Below are 17689 nucleotides of genomic sequence, written 5' to 3'. Positions count from 1 at the left end.
TTCTCCTGTTTGCTCAAGATTGTATTCCGGCCCGTAGCGGCACAAAGCGCACGGCCTCTAATTCAGTGCGTTTCCAGCTGGCCGCGCCTGTGCGTTCGATCAGAACCAGGCGCTGGTTGGCGCCCCCTTCTGGAGCGATCAGGCGGCCACCCGGTGCGAGCTGCGACAGCAGCGCCTGCGGGATGGCAAGGCCAGCGGCAGCCACAACGATAGCATCGAACGGCGCCACGCCGGGCAGGCCCAGCATGCCGTCGCCGTAGATCAAACGAATCCTCGTAGTCAGCCGCAAGGCGCGCAGATGCTCGCGCGCGAGCTCGTACAGGCCGCGGATGCGTTCGATGGTATGGACCTCGCGCACGAACTGCGCAAGCACCGCGGCCTGGTATCCGCAACCCGCGCCGACTTCCAGCACGCGGGTGGGCGTGCGGTCGTCGCAGGCCGCGGCGATCATGCGCGCCACAACCCAGGGCTGCGAGATGGTCTGCGAATGGCCGATGGGCAGCGCCGCGTCTTCGTAGGCACGACTGGCGAGCGCCTCGTCGACGAACAGGTGACGCGGCACGGCGCCCATGGCGTTGAGCACGCGTTCATCGGTAATGCCCTGCGCCCGCAGGCGTTCCACCATGGCCTGGCGCAAGCGGTCGGAGTTCAAACCCAGATTGCTGCCGGACGCGGGCGCGGGGGCCTGTGTCTGGCGTTGCAGCGTGGCCGCGGAAATGCGGGTATTGCTGTTGGCCGGCGTGACGCCAGGGCTGAGCCTGCCCGAGTCGTAGCGCACCGGTCCGGTGCGCCCGGGCACGGGTTGGCTCACATCTGGTTGGCTTACGCGTTTGCGCATAGCGGCTCCGCCCAGGTACGGATCTCGTCGAGCTGGCTGTGCTGGGTCAGGTCCAGGCGCAGCGGCGTGACCGACACCGTGCCTTGCTCGACAGCGTGAAAGTCCGTGCCTGGCGCCGCATCGGCAGCCATGCCCACGGGTCCGATCCAATAGACGGTATCGCCATAGGGCGTGGTCGTGCGCACAACGGGCTGCGACGGATGGCGCTTGCCCAGGCGCGTCACCGCAAAGCCGTGCATGTCTTCGAAGCGGCGGCTGGGAATATTGACGTTCAGCAGCACCGGCGCAGCCAGCGGCTGGGCAAGGTGACGCTCGACCACGAGGCGCGCGGCGCGCGCAGCGGAATCGATGTGCGCCCAACCCTTTTCAGCCAGCGAAAAAGCAATGGCGGGGATGCCGAACAGATATCCTTCGCTGGCGGCGGCCACGGTGCCCGAATACAGCGTGTCGTCGCCCATGTTGGCTCCGTTATTGATGCCGGACACCACCAGGTCCGGCCGCGTATCCATGAGGCCCGTAAGCGCCACGTGCACGCAATCGGAGGGCGTGCCGTTGACGGCGATGAAGCCGTTGGAGGCGGTGCGCACCGACAGTGGCCGGTTCAGCGTCAGCGAATTGGAGGCGCCGCTATGGTTGGTCTCCGGCGCGACGACGGTGAGATCGCCCAGGCCTTGCAGCGCCTCGACCAGCGCCTCGAGGCCAGGGGCCGAATAACCATCATCGTTCGAAACCAGAATTCGCATTGTGCATCCGAAAGAAAATAAAACGCGGGTGAACGCGTCGGATTGTACCGTCCGCCGCCTCCTTCCGTACGATCGGCTGGCAACCGGGAGCCGGCGCCCCGCTCGATAACCCGTAGCCGGACCCGACCCCGGGCGCGGTAGAATCCGCACCCATTACGGCAACAACACAACAACAACGGACCCACTCCATGGCGATAAACGACCCCTCCCTGGCGTTCAGCGCTGCCCTGGTCCTGCTGGCCTACCTGATCGGCTCCGTGCCGTTCGCGGTGGTGGTCAGCAAGCTCATGGGCCTGCAGGACCCCCGCAGCTACGGTTCCAAGAACCCGGGCGCCACGAACGTACTGCGGACCGGCAACAAAACCGCCGCCGCGCTGACGCTGCTGGGCGACGCTGCCAAGGGCTGGTTCGCGGTCTGGCTGGCAGAGCAGCTAGCTCCCGGAATTTCTCCAGTGGCGCTCGCATTGGTGGCCCTGGCTGCCTTCCTGGGCCATCTGTACCCGATATTCCTGGGTTTCAAGGGCGGCAAGGGCGTGGCCACCGCCTTGGGCGTGCTGGTAGCAATCCAGCCCTGGCTGGCGGTCGCCACGGCGGCGACCTGGCTCATCGTGGCGGTGTTTTTCCGCTATTCGTCCCTGGCTTCGCTCGTCGCGGCTTTTTTCGCCCCCGTGTACTACGTCTTTGGCTCCGGCCTGGCCTGGTACGCTCAGGCTCCCTTGGGCATTGCCCTGGCGGTCATCAGCGCCCTGCTGTTCTATCGCCACCGCGCCAATATCACCCGCCTTGTGCAGGGCACCGAGAGCCGCATCGGCAGCGGCAAGAAGAAATAAGCGCCACGCGCGCGCAAGATGGGGCGGCCTTGGGGGCCGCCCTTTTCATTTCAGGCGATGTCCGCCAGGTCCCAGCGCGGCTTCACGGTAAAGCTGTGTGCGTCGGGATCCAGCGTCGCCAGGCCCGCCTTGACGCGCTCCGCGGCTGCAAAGGCGATCATGGCGCCGTTGTCGGTGCACAGCGCCAGCGGCGGGAAGTAGGCACGCGCCTTGAGCGGCTTAAGGGCGGCGTCCAGCTTGGCGCGCAGCAACAGGTTCGCGCCCACTCCGCCAGCGACCACCAGGCGCTTCAGCCCCGTCTGTTTCAAGGCGCGGATGGCCTTAGCCGCCAACACTTCCACGATGGCGGCCTGCGTGGCGGCGGCCAGATCGGCGCGCGTCTGGTCGTCCAGCCCGCCCGCCGCTTCGGCAGCCTTGACCCGGGTCAGCACCGCCGTTTTCAGGCCGCTGAAGCTGAAATCCAGGTCCCCGCTATGCAACATCGGCCGGGGCAGATCGAAACGCGAAGGATCGCCGCTGGCAGCCAGCCGGGACAGCGCCGGCCCGCCCGGGTAGCCCAGGCCCATCAGCTTGGCGGACTTGTCGAATGCCTCGCCGGCTGCGTCGTCCAGCGTTTCGCCGAGCAGCTCGTAGCGACCGACCCCGTCCACACGCATCAGCTGCGTGTGCCCGCCGGACACCAGCAGCGCCACAAATGGGAAGTCCGGCCGAGGATCCGCCAGCATCGGTGACAGCAAGTGGCCTTCCAGGTGATGGATGCCAATGGCAGGCAGATGGCGCGACCAGGCGAACGACTGCGCGACGCTGGCGCCGACCAGCAAGGCGCCAGCCAGACCCGGGCCGGCCGTATAGGCCACCGCCCCGATATCGGACATTTGCAGACCCGCCTCGTCGAGCACCTGGCGTGTCAATGGCACGACCCGGCGAATATGGTCGCGCGAGGCGAGTTCCGGCACCACGCCCCCGTATTCCTGGTGCATGGCGATCTGGGAGTGCAACGCATGCGCGAGCAGGCCCCGTTCGGTACAGACGGCTGCGACACCGGTTTCGTCGCAGGAGCTTTCAAAGCCGAGAATAATCATGGCGGCAGAGTTTACAACTGATGCGAAAATACGCCCTTTGATAAAACTGGCGGGCAACCCGGCCCGCCCACAACAACCCGCAATCCTGCAAACACATTGGGGACTCGAATGCTCGAGAAGCTATTCAAGCTGCGTGAACACGGCACGACGGCGCGCACGGAACTGGTCGCCGGCCTGACGACATTCCTGACGATGTCGTACATCATCTTCGTCAATCCGGACATCCTGTCATCGACGGGCATGGACCGCGATGCCGTGTTCGTCGCCACCTGCCTGGCCGCCGCGCTGGGTTCGCTGGTGATGGCGCTGATCGCCAATTGGCCGATCGGCATGGCGCCGGGCATGGGCCTGAACGCATTCTTCGCATTCACCGTGGTCAAGACCATGGGCTACACCTGGGAGCAGGCGCTGGGCGCCGTGTTCATCTCGGGCGTGATCTTCCTGTTCCTGACGTTCTCGGGTATCCGGGTGTGGCTGGTCAAAGGCATTCCGCATTCGCTGCGCAGCGCCATCGCCGCGGGCATCGGGCTGTTCCTTGCCATTATCGCGCTATCCAGCGCCAACATCGTGGTCGCTCATCCCGCCACCAAGGTCACCCTGGGCGACCTGACCCAGCCCGGTCCGTTGTTCGCCATCCTGGGCTTTTTCATTATTGCCGCCCTGGACGCCTTGCGCGTGCGCGGCGCGATCCTGATCGGCATCCTCGTGGTCACCGTGCTGTCCATGGCGCTCGGCTACAACGAATTCAAAGGCATCTTCGCCGCCCCGCCCAGCCTGGCGCCCACCCTGTTGAAATTGGACATCCTGGGCGCGCTGCATAGCGGCTTCGTCCACGTGATCCTTGTGTTCGTGCTGGTTGAAGTATTCGACGCCACCGGGACCCTGGTGGGCGTGGCCAAGCGCGCGGGCCTGATGCCTGAAAACCGCCCCAATCGCCTGGGCCGCGCGCTGTTCGCCGACAGCAGCGCCATCGTGGCGGGCTCCATGCTGGGTACCAGCAGCACGACCGCCTATGTGGAAAGCGCCTCGGGCGTGCAGGCCGGCGGCCGCACCGGCATGACCGCCCTGGTCGTGGCGCTGCTGTTCCTGGCTGCATTGTTCATCTCGCCGCTGGCCGGCGCCGTTCCTGCCTATGCCACCGCGCCCGCGCTGCTCTACGTGGCCGGCCTGATGATGCGCGAACTCATCGATATCGACTGGAACGACGTCTGCGAGGCGACGCCTGCCGCGCTGACCGCGCTGGTCATGCCCTTCACGTATTCCATCGCCAACGGTATCGCCTTCGGCTTCATCAGCTACGTGGTGCTGAAGACCGCCACCGGCAAGGTCCGCGACGTGCACCCGGCCACCTGGCTGGTCGCGGCGCTGTTCGTGATCCGTTACGCCTTCTTCCCCGGCTAGGACAAGAGGGCCGGCGCGCTCCGGGAGAGCGCGCCAATCGCGGGGATAGCGGAATTCAATCAACCCGCCAGGCCATAAGGTTGCTGGCGGTTCCGCTTGATTTCACCGATACACTCCCCATGTATAACGGTATATGGAGTCCGCCTTGCGCCTTGCCCGCTTTGTCCCCGCCCTGTCGTCCTGTTCCGCCTCGCGCACGGAGGTGCCCGCATGAGCAGCCTTGCCCGCATCCCCTTTTCCGTCCTGGACCTGGCCCCGATTGTTCAGGGTCGTGACGCGGCTGATGCCTTCCGCAACACGGTCGCGGTGGCGCAGCATGTGGAACGGCTGGGATACAAGCGATTCTGGCTGGCGGAACACCACAACATCAATGGCGTGGCCAGCAGCGCCACCGCCGTGCTGATCGGCCACGTGGCCTCGCAAACCAGCACCCTGCGCGTGGGTTCGGGTGGCATCATGCTGCCCAACCATGCGCCGCTGATCATTGCCGAGCAATTCGGCACGCTGGAAACGCTCTACCCCGGCCGTATCGACCTGGGCCTGGGACGCGCGCCTGGCAGTGATGGCGCCACGCAGCACGCACTGCGCCGCGGCCCCCGCAGCGGCCTGGAATTTCCCGCGCTGGTGGAAGAATTGCGCGGTTTCCTGGCGCCCTCGCGCCCAGGTCAACCCGTGCGCGCGATTCCCGGCGAAGGCCTGGACATTCCGATCTGGCTCTTGGGTTCGAGCGATTTCAGCGCAAGGCTCGCCGCAGAGCTGGGCCTGCCCTTCTCCTTCGCAGGCCACTTTTCGCCCGAGGGCATGGCGGCCATGCGCCTCTACCGCCACCTGTTCAAGCCCTCGGCAACGCTGGCGCGGCCCTACGCCATGATCGGCGTCCCGGTCGTCGCCGCCGACACCGATGAAGCCGCCCGCCGCCAAGCCACGACGCAGCAGTTGAAGTTCCTGTCGCTCGTGCGCGGCAACCGCCTGCAACTGCAGCCGCCCGTGGACAGCATGGACGGCCTGTGGAACGAATGGGAGCGCGAGGCGGTCAATCAAAGACTGGGCGCGGCCATCGTGGGCGGCCCGGATACCGTCCGGCGCGAACTGGAAGCACTGATCGCCGAAACCGAAGCCGATGAAGTGATGATCGTCTCGGATTTCTACGACATCGCGGACCGCCTGCGCTCCTTCGAGATCGTCGCGTCGCTGAAGAACGGCGCTACGGCAACCACCGCAGTCTGACCGCTGCCTACCGTGCCCTTGGGGCGCCAACCATTGCGACGCGGCCGCTACCCGCTCTACTATCGTTCATAACGCGCTGAACGCCGCCGCTTCGCCCCATTTGGTCCGGGACGGGAAAGCCCGGGCCTCTGACACCGCTGATTACGCCGCCCACGCGGCAAGGATTCAAAATGAGTATTGTTGAACTCACCAAAGACAGCTTCCAGGAAGCGATTACTCCCGACGGCACCCTGATCGTCGATTTCTGGGCGCCCTGGTGCGGCCCGTGCCGCGGGTTTGCGCCGGTTTTCGAGCAGGCTGCGACCGAGCATCCCGATGTCACTTTCGCCAAGGTCAACACCGATGTGGAACAGGAACTGGCCGGCGCGTTGGGCATCCGCTCTATCCCGACCCTGATGGTCTTCCGCGAGAAGGTCCTGCTGTTCTCGCAACCGGGCGCCTTGTCCGGCGGCCAGCTCAACGAGCTGCTGACCAAGATCAAGGAAGTGGATATGGAAAAGGTCCACCAGGAAATCGCCGCTGCCCAGAATGGGCAGGACGCCTGAGCGCGAATGCCCGATGACGGGCGGCGCGCGCTGAAGACCGGGCCTCGCCCGGCGACTCTCGCGCCGCCTCAGCCCGCCTGCGCCGCATATCCGAGCCGCGCGGCAGCGCGGATCAGGACTCCACTTCCCAGGCGGCGCGGCCGCGGGTAATGTTGGCCGCCGTCACTTCCAGGTCCGCCACCGCCGCGCGCGGCACCGTGAAGCGCAGCGCGACGCCCTCTTCGTTGAAATCTTCCTGCAGAATTGCCGCGCCCGCCTGAGCCAGGCGCGATTTCAAGAGCGCCAGCTCGCCAAAACCGCAAGCACACGCCACGGTCGCGAGATCCACGATTTCGGTCCGCTCTGCCAGCCGCAGACAATTCGCGGCGCAGCCGCCGTAGGCGCGCACTAGTCCGCCTGCGCCGAGCTTGATACCCCCGTACCAGCGCACCACCAGCACCGCCACCCGATCCATGTCCTGGCCTTCGATGGCTTGCAGGATGGGACGGCCCGCCGTGCCGCCGGGTTCGCCGTCGTCATTGAACCTGTATTCCTGGCCGATGCGATAGGCCCAGCAGTTGTGGGTCGCTTCCGGATCACTATGCTGGGCAAAGAAGCGCATGGCTTCATCCACGCTGGAGACCGGCGCCGCATGCGCGACGAAGCGGCTTTTCTTGATGTCTTCCTGGTATGTGCAAGGGGCGGTCAAGGTGTGGGTCATGACCGGCATTGTATGTGCCCTAGCCGTGGCAATCGGGCACTTCCTGATCCAGATAGACGTCGAAGGCCACGTCGCGTGCCCACTTCGCTGTCATCGCCTTCCAGGCGCCGGCACGATCCCAGGCGCGCATCTCCTGGCCCAGCCAGCTGCGGCTGGCAGAGTCGGCCGCGGGCAGCAGCCACACACGTTCACGCCGGGTGCCGTCGGCGGTCAGCGTTGAAGAGAATTTCTTCCATTCCGGAAAACGCACCAGCGGCTCCCATACCGCGTCGTCCACCAACCCGACGTCGCAGCTGCCTTCGCGCACGGCGACCAACGCGTCGGACGGCACGCGGTAGGTACGCACCACCGCGCCCCAGCTCTCGGCCAGGGCCTTGGAAGCCGTTGCGGCCTCGGCCATGCAGACGCTGCGCCCCCGCACGTCGGCGGGACGGCGCAGTTTGGTGTCGCTGCGAATCACGGCCTTGGGCCGCGCGCCGTAGCCAGTAGGCTGCGCCGCGACCGATTCCGGCTGCGGGCCAACCCCGTCTGCCAGCACCACGTCCACCTGGCCCGCCGCCAATGCGCTGGCGGCCTCTCCGGGGGACACCTGCCGCAAGCGCACCGGCAAGCCCAGGCTTTGTCCCAGCCTATCGCTCATGGCGGCATCCAGGCCGTCCGGCGTGCGGATCTTGGCGCCGGCCGCGGGCGGCGGCGCCAGGTAAGGCACGCCCACCACCAGCTCCCCGCGCTCGCGCGCCGCCGCAAAGGCGTCAGGCTGCGCCTGCGCCAAGCCCGCGGCCGCCAGGCAGGCGCCGAGGACGAAAAGACGAATGCGGCCGTTCATGCTGGACTCCGGAATTACTCAGACGTACTGATAGCGCAGCAGGCGGTGCTTGAGGTTTTCGAGCACGAACTGGTCGATCAGCGCAGCCAATACGGCGATGACCAGGATGTTGGTCATAACGCCGGTCATGTCGGCAATCTCGCCCGAATAGGCCAGCGAGCGGCCCAGGCCCTTGCCAAAGCCGATCAGCATTTCCGCCGAGATCAGCGCGCGCCAGGCATTGCCGAACGCCAGCTGCGCACCGGTGATGAGTTCGGGCATGACCGCCGGCAGATAGACCCGCTTGACCAGGCCCCAACGCGTGGCGCCCATGACGCGCGCCGCCGACACGTGCACGCGCTGCACGGATTCCGTAGCGTTCATCACGCTGAGCGCGGCCGGGAAGAACGCCGACAGGGCGACCACCACGATGATGGGCGTATTGCCAAAGCCCATCACGATCAAGAACAGCGGCACCCAGGCTATCGATGGGATCGATTGCAGGATGACAATGGCGCTGCGCAGGACTTCGCGGAAGAAGAACAGCACCGCCGCCACCAGCCCGAAGCCGATGCCGGCTGCCAGCGCCAGTCCGTAGCCCGCGCCCAGCCGCCCCAAGGTACCCAGCAGGCTTTGATGAAAGGACTGCTTGCCCAGGTCTTCGAGCAGCCGCTCGACCACGGCGGGCACGCCCGGCATCAGGAAGTCCGGCAAGGCCAGCGCCGCCAGTTGCCATAGCGCCAGGATGAACAACACGCCCAGAACGCCCGCGAAATGCTTGCGGGCGCCGGTGACTCGGGTAGATGCGCTCAAAGTTTGCGAGCCTCTTGCCAGGACAGGTCGACGATGCTGGAGACGTCATACGGCTTGCCGTCGCGCGTCTTCAGCGAACCCTGGGCCTGCAGGATGTCGGCGATTTCCTGCATGCGGCGGGTGTCTTTGTCGGTCAGCTTGGGAGTGAAGACCTGCGTGCCGATGGCTTCGGCAATGACGGTCTCGCGCGGCAGCTCGCCACGCGTCAGCGTCTTCAGCGTGGGCTCGGCGATGAAGTAGGACGCGATAAGTTTGGAGGCCTGCGCCGGTTCCTTCTGCAGCAGCTCGATGGCCTGGTTCTGCGCATCCAGCGCCTTCCAGACGTCGTCCTTGCGCTTGGCCAGCGTTTCACCGGAGGTAATCACCACCATGCACGGGAACGGCCAGGCCTGGCCCACTTCATAGATCTGCTTGACCGGCGCCACCAGTTGCGCAATGCGGTCGTAGGGTTCGAACAGGAAAGCCGCGTCCACGCGCTTGCCCACCAGCGACTGCACGGCCACGGCCGGGCTCACGCCCATGACGTTGACATCGTCGGCGCCCAGATTGCCCTGCTTGAGCACGACGCCCTTGAGCACCACGTCGGCAGTGCTGCCTTCGGCTTGCGAAGCCAAGGTCTTGCCCTTCAGGCCAGCGATGTCCTTGATGCCGGAATCGTCGCGCACGATCAGCGAGTGGTAGCCCTGCTGCGCGCCGCCCACCACTTTCAGGTCCGCGCCCTTGGAGGCCCAGGCCACGGCGTTGGTGAAGCCCAGCACTCCGATATCCAGCTGGCCGCCGACGATGGCCTTGATCAGGTCGGTGCCGGATTTGAACTCGATCAGCTCGGAATCCAGGCCCGCCTTTTTGTAGTAACCGCCCTCTTGCGCCACGATGGCTTGCGCGTCATCCATCACGCGCAGATAGCCCACGCGGAATTTCTCGGCGGCCATGGCGGGGGCCGCCGCCAGCAGCGCCGCGGCCAGCGGCAGGGACAGCCATTGCTTCAATTTCATGGGAAGTGCTCCAGGGGTATGCAGGACTGGCCGGCGCGCATGCGCCGCCAGCAAGAATCCAGATCGGTTTCAGGCCGCCAGGGCCAGGTCGGCGTGTTCGCCCGAACCATCCACCGCGATGCCCAACAGGCGCAGGATCTCGCGCTTTTCGTCGGCCAGGCTGGAGAGGTCGTGGGTCTTCTCGCGGTGCGCCAGGTTGAACTCGCGCAGCACGCGAGCCGGGCGCGGGCTGAAGACGATGATGCGGTCGGCCAGGAACAGGGCTTCGTCCACGTCGTGGGTCACGAGCAGGACAGTGGGTTTTTCCTGGGCGATCAGTTGGCGCAGCACATCCTGCAGGCTCAGGCGAGTCAGGGCGTCCAGCGCGCCGAACGGCTCGTCCATCAGCATGGTCTGGGGTTGCGCGATGAAGGCACGCGCCAGCGCGGCGCGCTGCCGCATGCCGCCCGAGACCTGATGGGGGTAATAGTGCTCGAAGCCGGCCAGGCTGACGCGCGCCAGCCACTGGCGAGCAGCTTCGCGCGCACGAGGCTTGGGCGTGTTCTGGAACTCCAGCGCCAGCGCCACGTTGTCCTCCAGCGTCAGCCAGGGATACAGCGCATGTTCCTGGAACACCAGCGTGCGGCTGGGATGGGGGCCTGCGACCGCCTTGCCATCGGCCAGCACGCTACCCTGCGTGGGCTTTTCCAGGCCGGCGGCCAGATGCAGCAACGTGGACTTGCCGCAACCCGACGGCCCGACCAGGGCGACCAGTTCGCCGGTCTTGATTTCGCTGGTAAAGCCGTCCACCACGGGCAGTTCGCCGAAGTGCTTGTGGACATGGTCGAAGGTAAGGTTCATGGGACGAATCGTGGCGGGCCGAAAGTGAGCCTCAAATCTAACAATTCGTTATATGAATCCAAACTATCAATATTGAATGTCTTAACTTCTTTTCGTAATAAAGCTCAATCCTGCGGCGCGCTTGCCGCGGCCTGGCGCACGGCATGGCGCTGCAGCCCGAAAGCAATCGCGCCCCCGACCAGTACCGACATGGCCGCGGCCAGGAAGATCGCGGGGTAGCCGAAACCACCCGAGATATAGCCGGCGATGGGTCCGGTAACGCCCAGCGCCAGGTCCAGGAAGGCAGAATACGCCCCGAGCGCGGCCCCACGGCTGCCCGCCGGCACACGGGCCACGGCCTCGACCCCGATAGCCGGAAATACCAGCGCGAAACCGCAGCCCGTGAGCGCGGCGCCCAGCAAGGCGGCGCCGGGGTTTGGCGCCAGCCACAGCAACAGCAATCCGGCGGCTTCGACGAGGAAAGAAACCTGCGCCACCCGGAACCCGCCGTAGCGGGTGATCGTACCCGCGAACAGCAGGCGCACGCCGATGAAGGCGCAGCCGAATGCGCTGAGCGCATGCGCCGCCCCCTCCCAGGAGGAACTGGCGTAATACAGCGCCACGAACGCCGCCAGCGTGCCGAACCCCACCGATCCCAGGCCCAAGGCCATGCCATGGGGAAACACTCGCAGCACCACGCTCTTGAACGCCATCCGGTGACCGCCAACAATGGCTACCGCCGCACGCCACGCCGCCAACCCCAGGCCAGCCAGCCCCAGCAACAGGACTGCCCCGCCCAGTGCGCCCATGCTCCATTCGGTCTCCAGGTACACCCCGAGCGGAGCGCCCAATGCCAGCCCGCCGTAGGTGCAGATGCCGTTCCAGGAAATCACCCGCGCCGTGTGCAGCGGCCCCACCCTTGCAATGGCCCACGTCGCCGACCCCGTGCCCACCCAGCTTTCGCCAAATCCCAAGGCAAGTCGGCTGACGATGATGGCGCCCAGACTCAACCAGGCGCTGCGCTCGAACGCATAGGCCAGCAGCAGAAACACCCCGCTTGCCGCGCAGGCCGCCATGCCGATCACGACCGTCTGCTTCGGCCCCACGGTATCGGCCATGCGTCCCGCATGCGAGCGGCTGAGCAGCGTGGCGGCGTACTGCACGCTGATCGCCAAGCCCGCCAGCACGGAGCCATAGCCCAGTTTGTCGTGTACATAACCGGGTAGGACGGCCAGAGGCAGGCCTATGGCCAGATAGCAGATGAAGGTGAAGAAGGCGATGGATACGATCCGGAACGTCAGCGTGAACGTGCCGATGCGCGCGCCATCGGGCGCGGTATGCGATGTGGGGGACATGGGAAGCGGAATAGATGCCCGGCCGGACTGAAACCAGGGTTTACCCGGATAATAGCGCGGCAAGATTGCAGTGGGCTGAACGCGGCCACCTGCCCGCGCCAACGCGCCAAAAAAAGGCGCACCCATGGGTGCGCCGTTCTTGGGAACCGGGCAGCCTCAGCCGTCGATGCCGCGCGAGGTCAGGTAGTCTTCGTAGCCGCCGCGGTAGTCGACGATCTCGCCCGAAGGCAGGATCTCGATCACGCGCGTGGCCAGGCCGGACACGAACTCGCGGTCGTGCGATACGAACACCAGCGTGCCTTCGTACTTTTCCAGCGCGAACTGCAGCGATTCGATCGATTCCATGTCCAGGTGGTTGGTGGGCTCGTCGAGCAGCATGACGTTGTGCCGGCCCAGCATCAGGCGGCCGAAGGTCATGCGGTTCTTTTCGCCGCCGGACAGCACCTTGGGCGCCTTGGGCAGGTCGTCCGCCGAGAACAGCAGGCGGCCCAGCACCGAGCGGATGGATTGATCGTCATCGCCCGGCTGGCGATGCTCGCCCATCCAGTCCAGCAGATTGATGTCGGTCTGCAGGAACTGGTCCGACACGTCCTGGGCCATGTAGCCCAGGTCGGCGTTTTCGGACCATTTCACTTCGCCCGAATCCGGTTGCAGGTCGGTGGCCAGCAGGCGCAGCAACGTCGTCTTACCCACACCATTGGCGCCGATGATGGCGATTTTCTCGCCGGCGTCGACCATGGCCGAGAATTTGCGGATGACGGGCGCGTCGTAGGCCTTGGACAGGTTCTCGACGGTGACCGCCAGGCGGTGCATGACCTTGTTTTGCTCGAAGCGGATGTACGGGTTCTGGCGCGACGAGGGCTTGACCACGACCTGGTCGGCCTTGATGCGGTCGATCTGCTTCAGGCGCGAGGTGGCCTGGCGAGACTTGGACTTGTTGGCGGCAAAGCGGCGCACGAAGTCCTGCAGTTCGGCGACGCGTTCCTTGGCTTTGGCGTTGTTGGCGACCAGGCGTTCACGCGCCTGGGTGGAGGCCAGCATGTAGTCGTCGTAGTTGCCCGGGTAGATACGGATCTCACCGTAATCCACGTCCGCCATGTGCGTGCACACCTGGTTCAGGAAGTGACGGTCGTGGCTGATGATGATCATCGTGCTCTGGTAGCTGTTGAGCACGTTTTCCAGCCAGCGGATGGTGTTGATGTCCAGGTTGTTGGTCGGTTCGTCCAGCAACAGCACGTCAGGATTCGAGAACAGGGCTTGCGCCAGCAGCACGCGCAGCTTCCAGCCCGGCGCCACTTCGCGCATGGGCAGGTTGTGCTGGTCGACCGCGATTTCCAGGCCCAGCAGCAGTTCGCCGGCCCGCGCCTCGGCGGTGTAGCCGTCGTACTCGGCAAACTTGGCTTCCAGGTCGGCCGCGCGCATGTAGTCGTCTTCGGTCGCTTCCGGGTTCGCGTAGATGGCGTCGCGCTCGGACATGGCGGCCCACATCTCGGTATGGCCCATCATGACCACGTCCAGCACGCGCTTGTCCTCGAATGCGAATTGGTCCTGGCGCAGTTTGCCCAGGCGCACGCCCGGCTCCAGCGACACGTTGCCCGCGGAGGGCTCCAGGTCGCCGCCGATGATCTTCATGAAAGTCGACTTGCCGGAACCGTTGGCCCCGATCAGCCCGTAGCGGTTGCCTTCCCCGAACTTGACGCTGACGTTCTCGAAAAGGGGTTTCGGGCCGAACTGGATGGTGAGATTGGCAGTGGAGATCACGGTATGTTTGAGTCTTTGGGCGTCCGGGGACGCATGCGGAGAAACCCGATAGTGTACCAAGCATCCATGTTTCCCATCCAATCGAGGCCCAATGGCGGCTGAAGCATCTGGAAATACGAAATGGCATTTAATGTCAGAACGTAAATATTTGTATTAATTGGGGTACTATTGCGGCTACTCAGCGCCTCTGTCCGCCAAGCCGGCAAGGCGGTTGCAATCCACTATCCCCCGCTTCGTGGCAGACGCGAACCATTCCTCCGAAAAAGTCGAGCTTTCCTACGGCCGCTCCCTGATCGTGGCGGCCATCGTGGCGATCGTGATGCTGTGGGCCACGCCCAGGCTCACGCCCAGCTCCGACCTGCTGACCTACGCCGCGGCCCGGCTCCAGGCCCGCCTCGTCGGCGGCCACTACGACATCGCCCATCGCAATGACACCACCGTCGTCCTGATCGACGACGATTCACTGGACCAGCAGAAAGGTGCCTGGCCGGTGCCCTACAGGACGCACGCGCGCTGGCTGCGCAATATTGGCCTGATCCATAGGCCCAAGGCCATCTTCCTGGACATTACCTTTGGCCGCGAGCGCGACGATCCGACACTGCCGGAGCTGACCGCCGCCCTTTGCGAACTGCGCGATGCCGACATTCCCGTATTCCTGGCCGCGCTGCCCGACATTGTGGGGGATCTGCGCCTGCGTTCCGGCCTGGAATCGCCAGCCGGGGAAGCGCCCTGCTTCACCATGGTCGATGTGCGCTACACCCCCAGCAAGGTCGACCGGCTGGTATGGAGCTATCCGCTCTGGACCGGAGAACACGCGCGCAGCGCGGCGCTTGCAATCGCCCAGGATGCGGCCGGTGTATCGATCGCGCGCACCGACGAAGCCATGGCCTTGACCTGGGGCGTCGACAACCTCGATCAACGCCGATTCAGCATGGAGTGCCGGCAGGCCCGCGGCGGCTACATGGAAATGCTGCCGTCCTATCTTCGCTCCCTGTTGGGCGACCCTGACGCCGCGCAACCCATCTGCCCATACACCCGGGCGCTCACACTGTCCGAACTGCGCGCCCCGGATGCCGACAGCACCCGCCTTGCCGACATGCTCACCGGCCGCTACGTCATGATCGGCGCCGCCCTGAGCGGCTTCAACGATACGGTGCTGTCGCCGGTACATGACTCGATCCCCGGTGTGTTCATGCATGCCATGGCACTGGACAACCTGTTGACCTACCAGAACGACTACAAGCGCGCCCTCGAATGGGAAATCTGGCCACCCAACGTCCTTTGGCTGCTCGGGATTCCCGTTGTCATGCTGGCCCATTTCCTGCACTGGCTGGCGCAATGGTTGCGCGGCAATACCAGATGGGGCGGCCGCCTGCTCTCCCCGCCCTCGGACTGGCGGCTCTTTTCGGACGCTCCTTCCCTGCCGCTGCCCCCAAGCGCGGACGCCGAAGGCGGTTGGAAAGCCAAGGCCGCCCGGCTGCCCGCCCTGCTGCGTGATCGTGCCGCCCGCTTGTGGCTGGCACGCTGGCTAGGTTCCAAGTTGTGCATCGCTGCGCTTCTGCTGTTGCGCAAGGCCGCGGCCATCGTCCTGTCTTCATTGATCGTGCTGTACATCGTGCTGCTTGCGCAGCGCTGGCTGAACGTAGGCACGCTGCCCATCGTCGACCTGGCCATCATGGCCCTGGCCGCCCACTGGCTCGGCTGGACCAACCGCGCCACGGCATTTCTTTTTGGCAAACCGGATGCCGGTCCTGCGCCCGCATCTCCGACACCTCCGCGGGAATCGCCTGCCTCCCGCTCACAACAGGAGTAGAAACGCATGCATAAGCCCTCCTCCCTGCTCATCGCGCTGGCCGCGGCCACGCTAACGCTGGCCAGCGCCGGCGCCGCCGCGGCCGACGCCATCGTCGGCCTCAACATCAAGCCATTGCCACTGTATGCCAAGCCCGACGGCGGGACGCCCGCGATTCGGTCCGAAGGCCAGGGCATGCCGTGGCCCGTGCTGGAAGAGGCCAGCGAGTTCTACCGCGTGAACGTCGACGGAAAGGATTACTGGGTCGACAGCATGCACGTGCGCGTCGCGCGGGGCTCCGCCGCGCAGTGCGGGACCGTCATCAAGGGCGTGCCGCCGCCCACGGGTTCGACCGCAGGCGCGGGCGAGAACGTCTGCCGCTGAGCTGCCGATGAAATCCGTCCATCTCCTGCGCACGGCCGCCGTGTCCGCCGCCCTGTTGCTTAGCGCCTGCTCCACCCTCCCCGGAGGCAAGGGTTTTTCGGTAACGACCGGGCAACTACCACCTCCCCCCACCGACCGCCAATGGCCCGACGCCAGCCAGGACGCGCGCAATCAGCGCGCGCAAGGCATGGGCCTGGTCGCGATGCCGGAAATGGAGGACTACCTCAATGGCCTGCTCGCCAAGATCAAAAGCGCCGCGGGCGTTCCCGAGTGGCCGGGCGCGGTCCATGTGACCTCGTCTTCGGCGCTGGAAGCCTATAGCACCGGCGCGGGCAATATCTATCTGTCCATGGGCTGGCTCTCCTCCGCAGAGTCCGAAGACGAGATCGTCGCCATTCTTTCGCATGAATTCGGCCACGTGTACCTGGATTACCACCAGATGGAGTCGGTCAATACCGCGACCGACCAGGTGGCGACGCTGGCGGCGGTGGGCGTAGCGCTGGCCCGCAAGGCCGGCAGCGCCACAGGCTGGAGCCCCGTGGACAGCGTCATCGCCTCATACACGCTGGGCAAGAATGTACTGGTACCCGCGTGGGGCCGCCAGCAGGAAGAAAACGCCGACCGCTTCGGCGCCACCGTCAGCCTGGCGCTCGGCTACTCGTACACGCAGGGGTTCAAGGCGTTCCTCGAGCGTCAAGCCACCTGGGAAGCCGAAAACGCCAAGATCCAGGCCGAAGCGCGCCAGCGCATGCTCGAACAGATCAAACAGGCCGCGGCCGACAACACGCGCAAGCAGGAAGCCGCCAAGGGCAACAACATTGCCCCGTTGACCGAATTGCAGGCGTCGCTGAATTCCGGAGTCGCCGGCGCCAGCGTAGGCTTGCGCAATGGCCTGGACGACATCTGGAAGAAACTCACCGTCAGTCACCCCGACACCGGTGCGCGCCTGGCTTCGCTGACCGAGCAAGTCATGCCTTTGATGGCGGGCAAGCCGCGACCGCCGGCCGCGACCGCGCCCTGGAACAAGGCCCGCTCGCAACGCCGCAGCGCTGCGCTGCTGAAAAACTACAAGACTGCGGGCGAGGCCCAGCAAGCCTTGCAGGCCCAGGACTACCCGCGGGCGCGCAAACTCGCCGCCCAGGCCGCGTCCGGACCCAGCGCCACCCATGCGCTGCCGCTGCTTACCTTGAGCATGGCGCAGGCGGAGTCGGGCGCACGCGGTTCCTCCCCGTTGGACCGCAATCTGGCGTCCGCGAACGATCGTGCCTGGCAGGTGTATGTGCTGCGGGCCAACAACCTGCTGGGCGCCGGTCAGTCTGGCCCAGCCACCAAGCTGATGGCCCAGGGCTTCGAGTACTTCCGGAGTTCGGCGCTGGCTTGGCCGGAAGCCATACGCTTTTATGGCCAGACCCAGGGCTGGGAGCAGGCGCGCAAGCTGGCGCAGGAATGCGCCTCGCGCTTTGCAAGCTATGCCTCGGAATGCCGCAAGGCGGCCGAATCCCCCGCCGAGCAGGCCGAGGCAAAACGACGCAGCGAACAGAAGGCGCAGTCGCTGGTCGACAAACTGTTCAAGTAGATCCGCGAGTCATAGGGCGGCGC

Annotated in this window: 17 protein-coding genes; 7 read left to right on the top strand and 10 right to left on the bottom strand. The window is 65.6% G+C overall.

Annotated elements, in window-relative coordinates:
• Positions 1–13: 13 nt before the first annotated feature.
• Positions 14–838 carry a protein-L-isoaspartate(D-aspartate) O-methyltransferase gene (locus CEY08_RS10850; protein WP_063960907.1) on the bottom strand — a complete coding sequence of 275 codons (825 nt, stop codon included), beginning with the start codon at positions 836–838 and terminating at the stop codon, positions 14–16.
• Complete coding sequence (gene surE, locus CEY08_RS10845) at positions 823–1581, bottom strand: 5'/3'-nucleotidase SurE (RefSeq protein WP_063640125.1); 759 nt, start codon at positions 1579–1581, stop codon at positions 823–825. Before surE ends, CEY08_RS10850 begins: the two co-directional genes overlap by 16 nt.
• A 188-nt stretch (positions 1582–1769) precedes the next feature.
• On the opposite strand from surE, the gene plsY reads away from it, so the two are divergent.
• A complete protein-coding gene (gene plsY, locus CEY08_RS10840; protein ID WP_042793733.1) occupies positions 1770–2411 on the top strand; it encodes a glycerol-3-phosphate 1-O-acyltransferase PlsY in 642 nt (213 codons plus the stop codon).
• A gap of 50 nt (positions 2412–2461) precedes the next feature.
• Here the strand turns inward: plsY and tsaD are convergent, their stop codons facing one another.
• The gene (gene tsaD / locus CEY08_RS10835) at positions 2462–3493 is read right to left on the bottom strand and encodes a tRNA (adenosine(37)-N6)-threonylcarbamoyltransferase complex transferase subunit TsaD (RefSeq protein WP_042793734.1); all 1032 of its coding nucleotides are present in this window, start codon (positions 3491–3493) and stop codon (positions 2462–2464) included.
• A 108-nt stretch (positions 3494–3601) separates the two neighbouring features.
• Here tsaD and CEY08_RS10830 point away from each other — a divergent pair, with 108 nt between their 5' ends.
• The 3 genes from CEY08_RS10830 to CEY08_RS10820 all read left to right on the top strand — a co-directional run bounded on the left by CEY08_RS10830 (position 3602) and on the right by CEY08_RS10820 (position 6666).
• Positions 3602–4894, top strand: a complete 1293-nt coding sequence (locus CEY08_RS10830; RefSeq protein WP_042793735.1) for an NCS2 family permease — start codon at positions 3602–3604, stop codon at positions 4892–4894.
• 210 nt (positions 4895–5104) lie between these two features.
• On the top strand, positions 5105–6121 hold the full coding sequence (locus CEY08_RS10825; protein WP_076813725.1) for an LLM class flavin-dependent oxidoreductase: 1017 nt from the start codon (positions 5105–5107) through the stop codon (positions 6119–6121).
• 170 nt (positions 6122–6291) lie between these two features.
• Positions 6292–6666, top strand: a complete 375-nt coding sequence (locus tag CEY08_RS10820; RefSeq protein ID WP_042793737.1) for a thioredoxin family protein — start codon at positions 6292–6294, stop codon at positions 6664–6666.
• Positions 6667–6778: 112 nt separating this feature from the next.
• Here CEY08_RS10820 and CEY08_RS10815 read toward each other — a convergent pair whose 3' ends face one another.
• From CEY08_RS10815 to CEY08_RS10785, 7 genes are all read right to left on the bottom strand, one after another.
• Complete coding sequence (locus tag CEY08_RS10815; protein WP_042797085.1) at positions 6779–7366, bottom strand: IMPACT family protein; 588 nt, start codon at positions 7364–7366, stop codon at positions 6779–6781.
• Positions 7367–7385: 19 nt separating this feature from the next.
• The gene (locus tag CEY08_RS10810) at positions 7386–8192 is read right to left on the bottom strand and encodes a transporter substrate-binding domain-containing protein (RefSeq protein ID WP_076813727.1); all 807 of its coding nucleotides are present in this window, start codon (positions 8190–8192) and stop codon (positions 7386–7388) included.
• A gap of 18 nt (positions 8193–8210) precedes the next feature.
• Complete coding sequence (locus tag CEY08_RS10805) at positions 8211–8984, bottom strand: ABC transporter permease (protein ID WP_042793739.1); 774 nt, start codon at positions 8982–8984, stop codon at positions 8211–8213.
• Entirely contained in the window at positions 8981–9979 is a 999-nt protein-coding gene (locus CEY08_RS10800) for an ABC transporter substrate-binding protein (protein ID WP_042793740.1), read from the bottom strand. The genes CEY08_RS10805 and CEY08_RS10800 overlap by 4 nt, the downstream gene beginning before the upstream one ends.
• Positions 9980–10048: 69 nt before the next feature.
• On the bottom strand, positions 10049–10819 hold the full coding sequence (locus tag CEY08_RS10795; protein ID WP_042793741.1) for an ABC transporter ATP-binding protein: 771 nt from the start codon (positions 10817–10819) through the stop codon (positions 10049–10051).
• A 104-nt stretch (positions 10820–10923) separates the two neighbouring features.
• Complete coding sequence (locus tag CEY08_RS10790; RefSeq protein WP_076813730.1) at positions 10924–12153, bottom strand: MFS transporter; 1230 nt, start codon at positions 12151–12153, stop codon at positions 10924–10926.
• A 156-nt stretch (positions 12154–12309) separates the two neighbouring features.
• Entirely contained in the window at positions 12310–13914 is a 1605-nt protein-coding gene (locus tag CEY08_RS10785; RefSeq protein WP_042793743.1) for an ABC-F family ATPase, read from the bottom strand.
• A 211-nt stretch (positions 13915–14125) separates the two neighbouring features.
• Here CEY08_RS10785 and CEY08_RS10780 point away from each other — a divergent pair, with 211 nt between their 5' ends.
• The 3 genes from CEY08_RS10780 to CEY08_RS10770 are packed head-to-tail and all read left to right on the top strand — an operon-like array spanning position 14126 to position 17666.
• A complete protein-coding gene (locus CEY08_RS10780) occupies positions 14126–15727 on the top strand; it encodes a CHASE2 domain-containing protein (protein WP_076813733.1) in 1602 nt (533 codons plus the stop codon).
• A gap of 6 nt (positions 15728–15733) precedes the next feature.
• Positions 15734–16090, top strand: a complete 357-nt coding sequence (locus CEY08_RS10775; protein ID WP_063640122.1) for a hypothetical protein — start codon at positions 15734–15736, stop codon at positions 16088–16090.
• A gap of 7 nt (positions 16091–16097) precedes the next feature.
• Positions 16098–17666 (top strand): M48 family metalloprotease, encoded by a 1569-nt coding sequence (locus CEY08_RS10770; protein ID WP_088607666.1) that lies wholly within the window; start codon positions 16098–16100, stop codon positions 17664–17666.
• Positions 17667–17689: the final 23 nt, after the last annotated feature.

Origin of the sequence: Achromobacter insolitus (assembly GCF_002209555.1) — a bacterium.
Lineage (GTDB): Bacteria > Pseudomonadota > Gammaproteobacteria > Burkholderiales > Burkholderiaceae_B > Achromobacter > Achromobacter insolitus.
The sequence above is the reverse complement of the archived record's forward strand: the minus strand, read 5'-3'. Positions and strand labels throughout refer to the sequence as shown.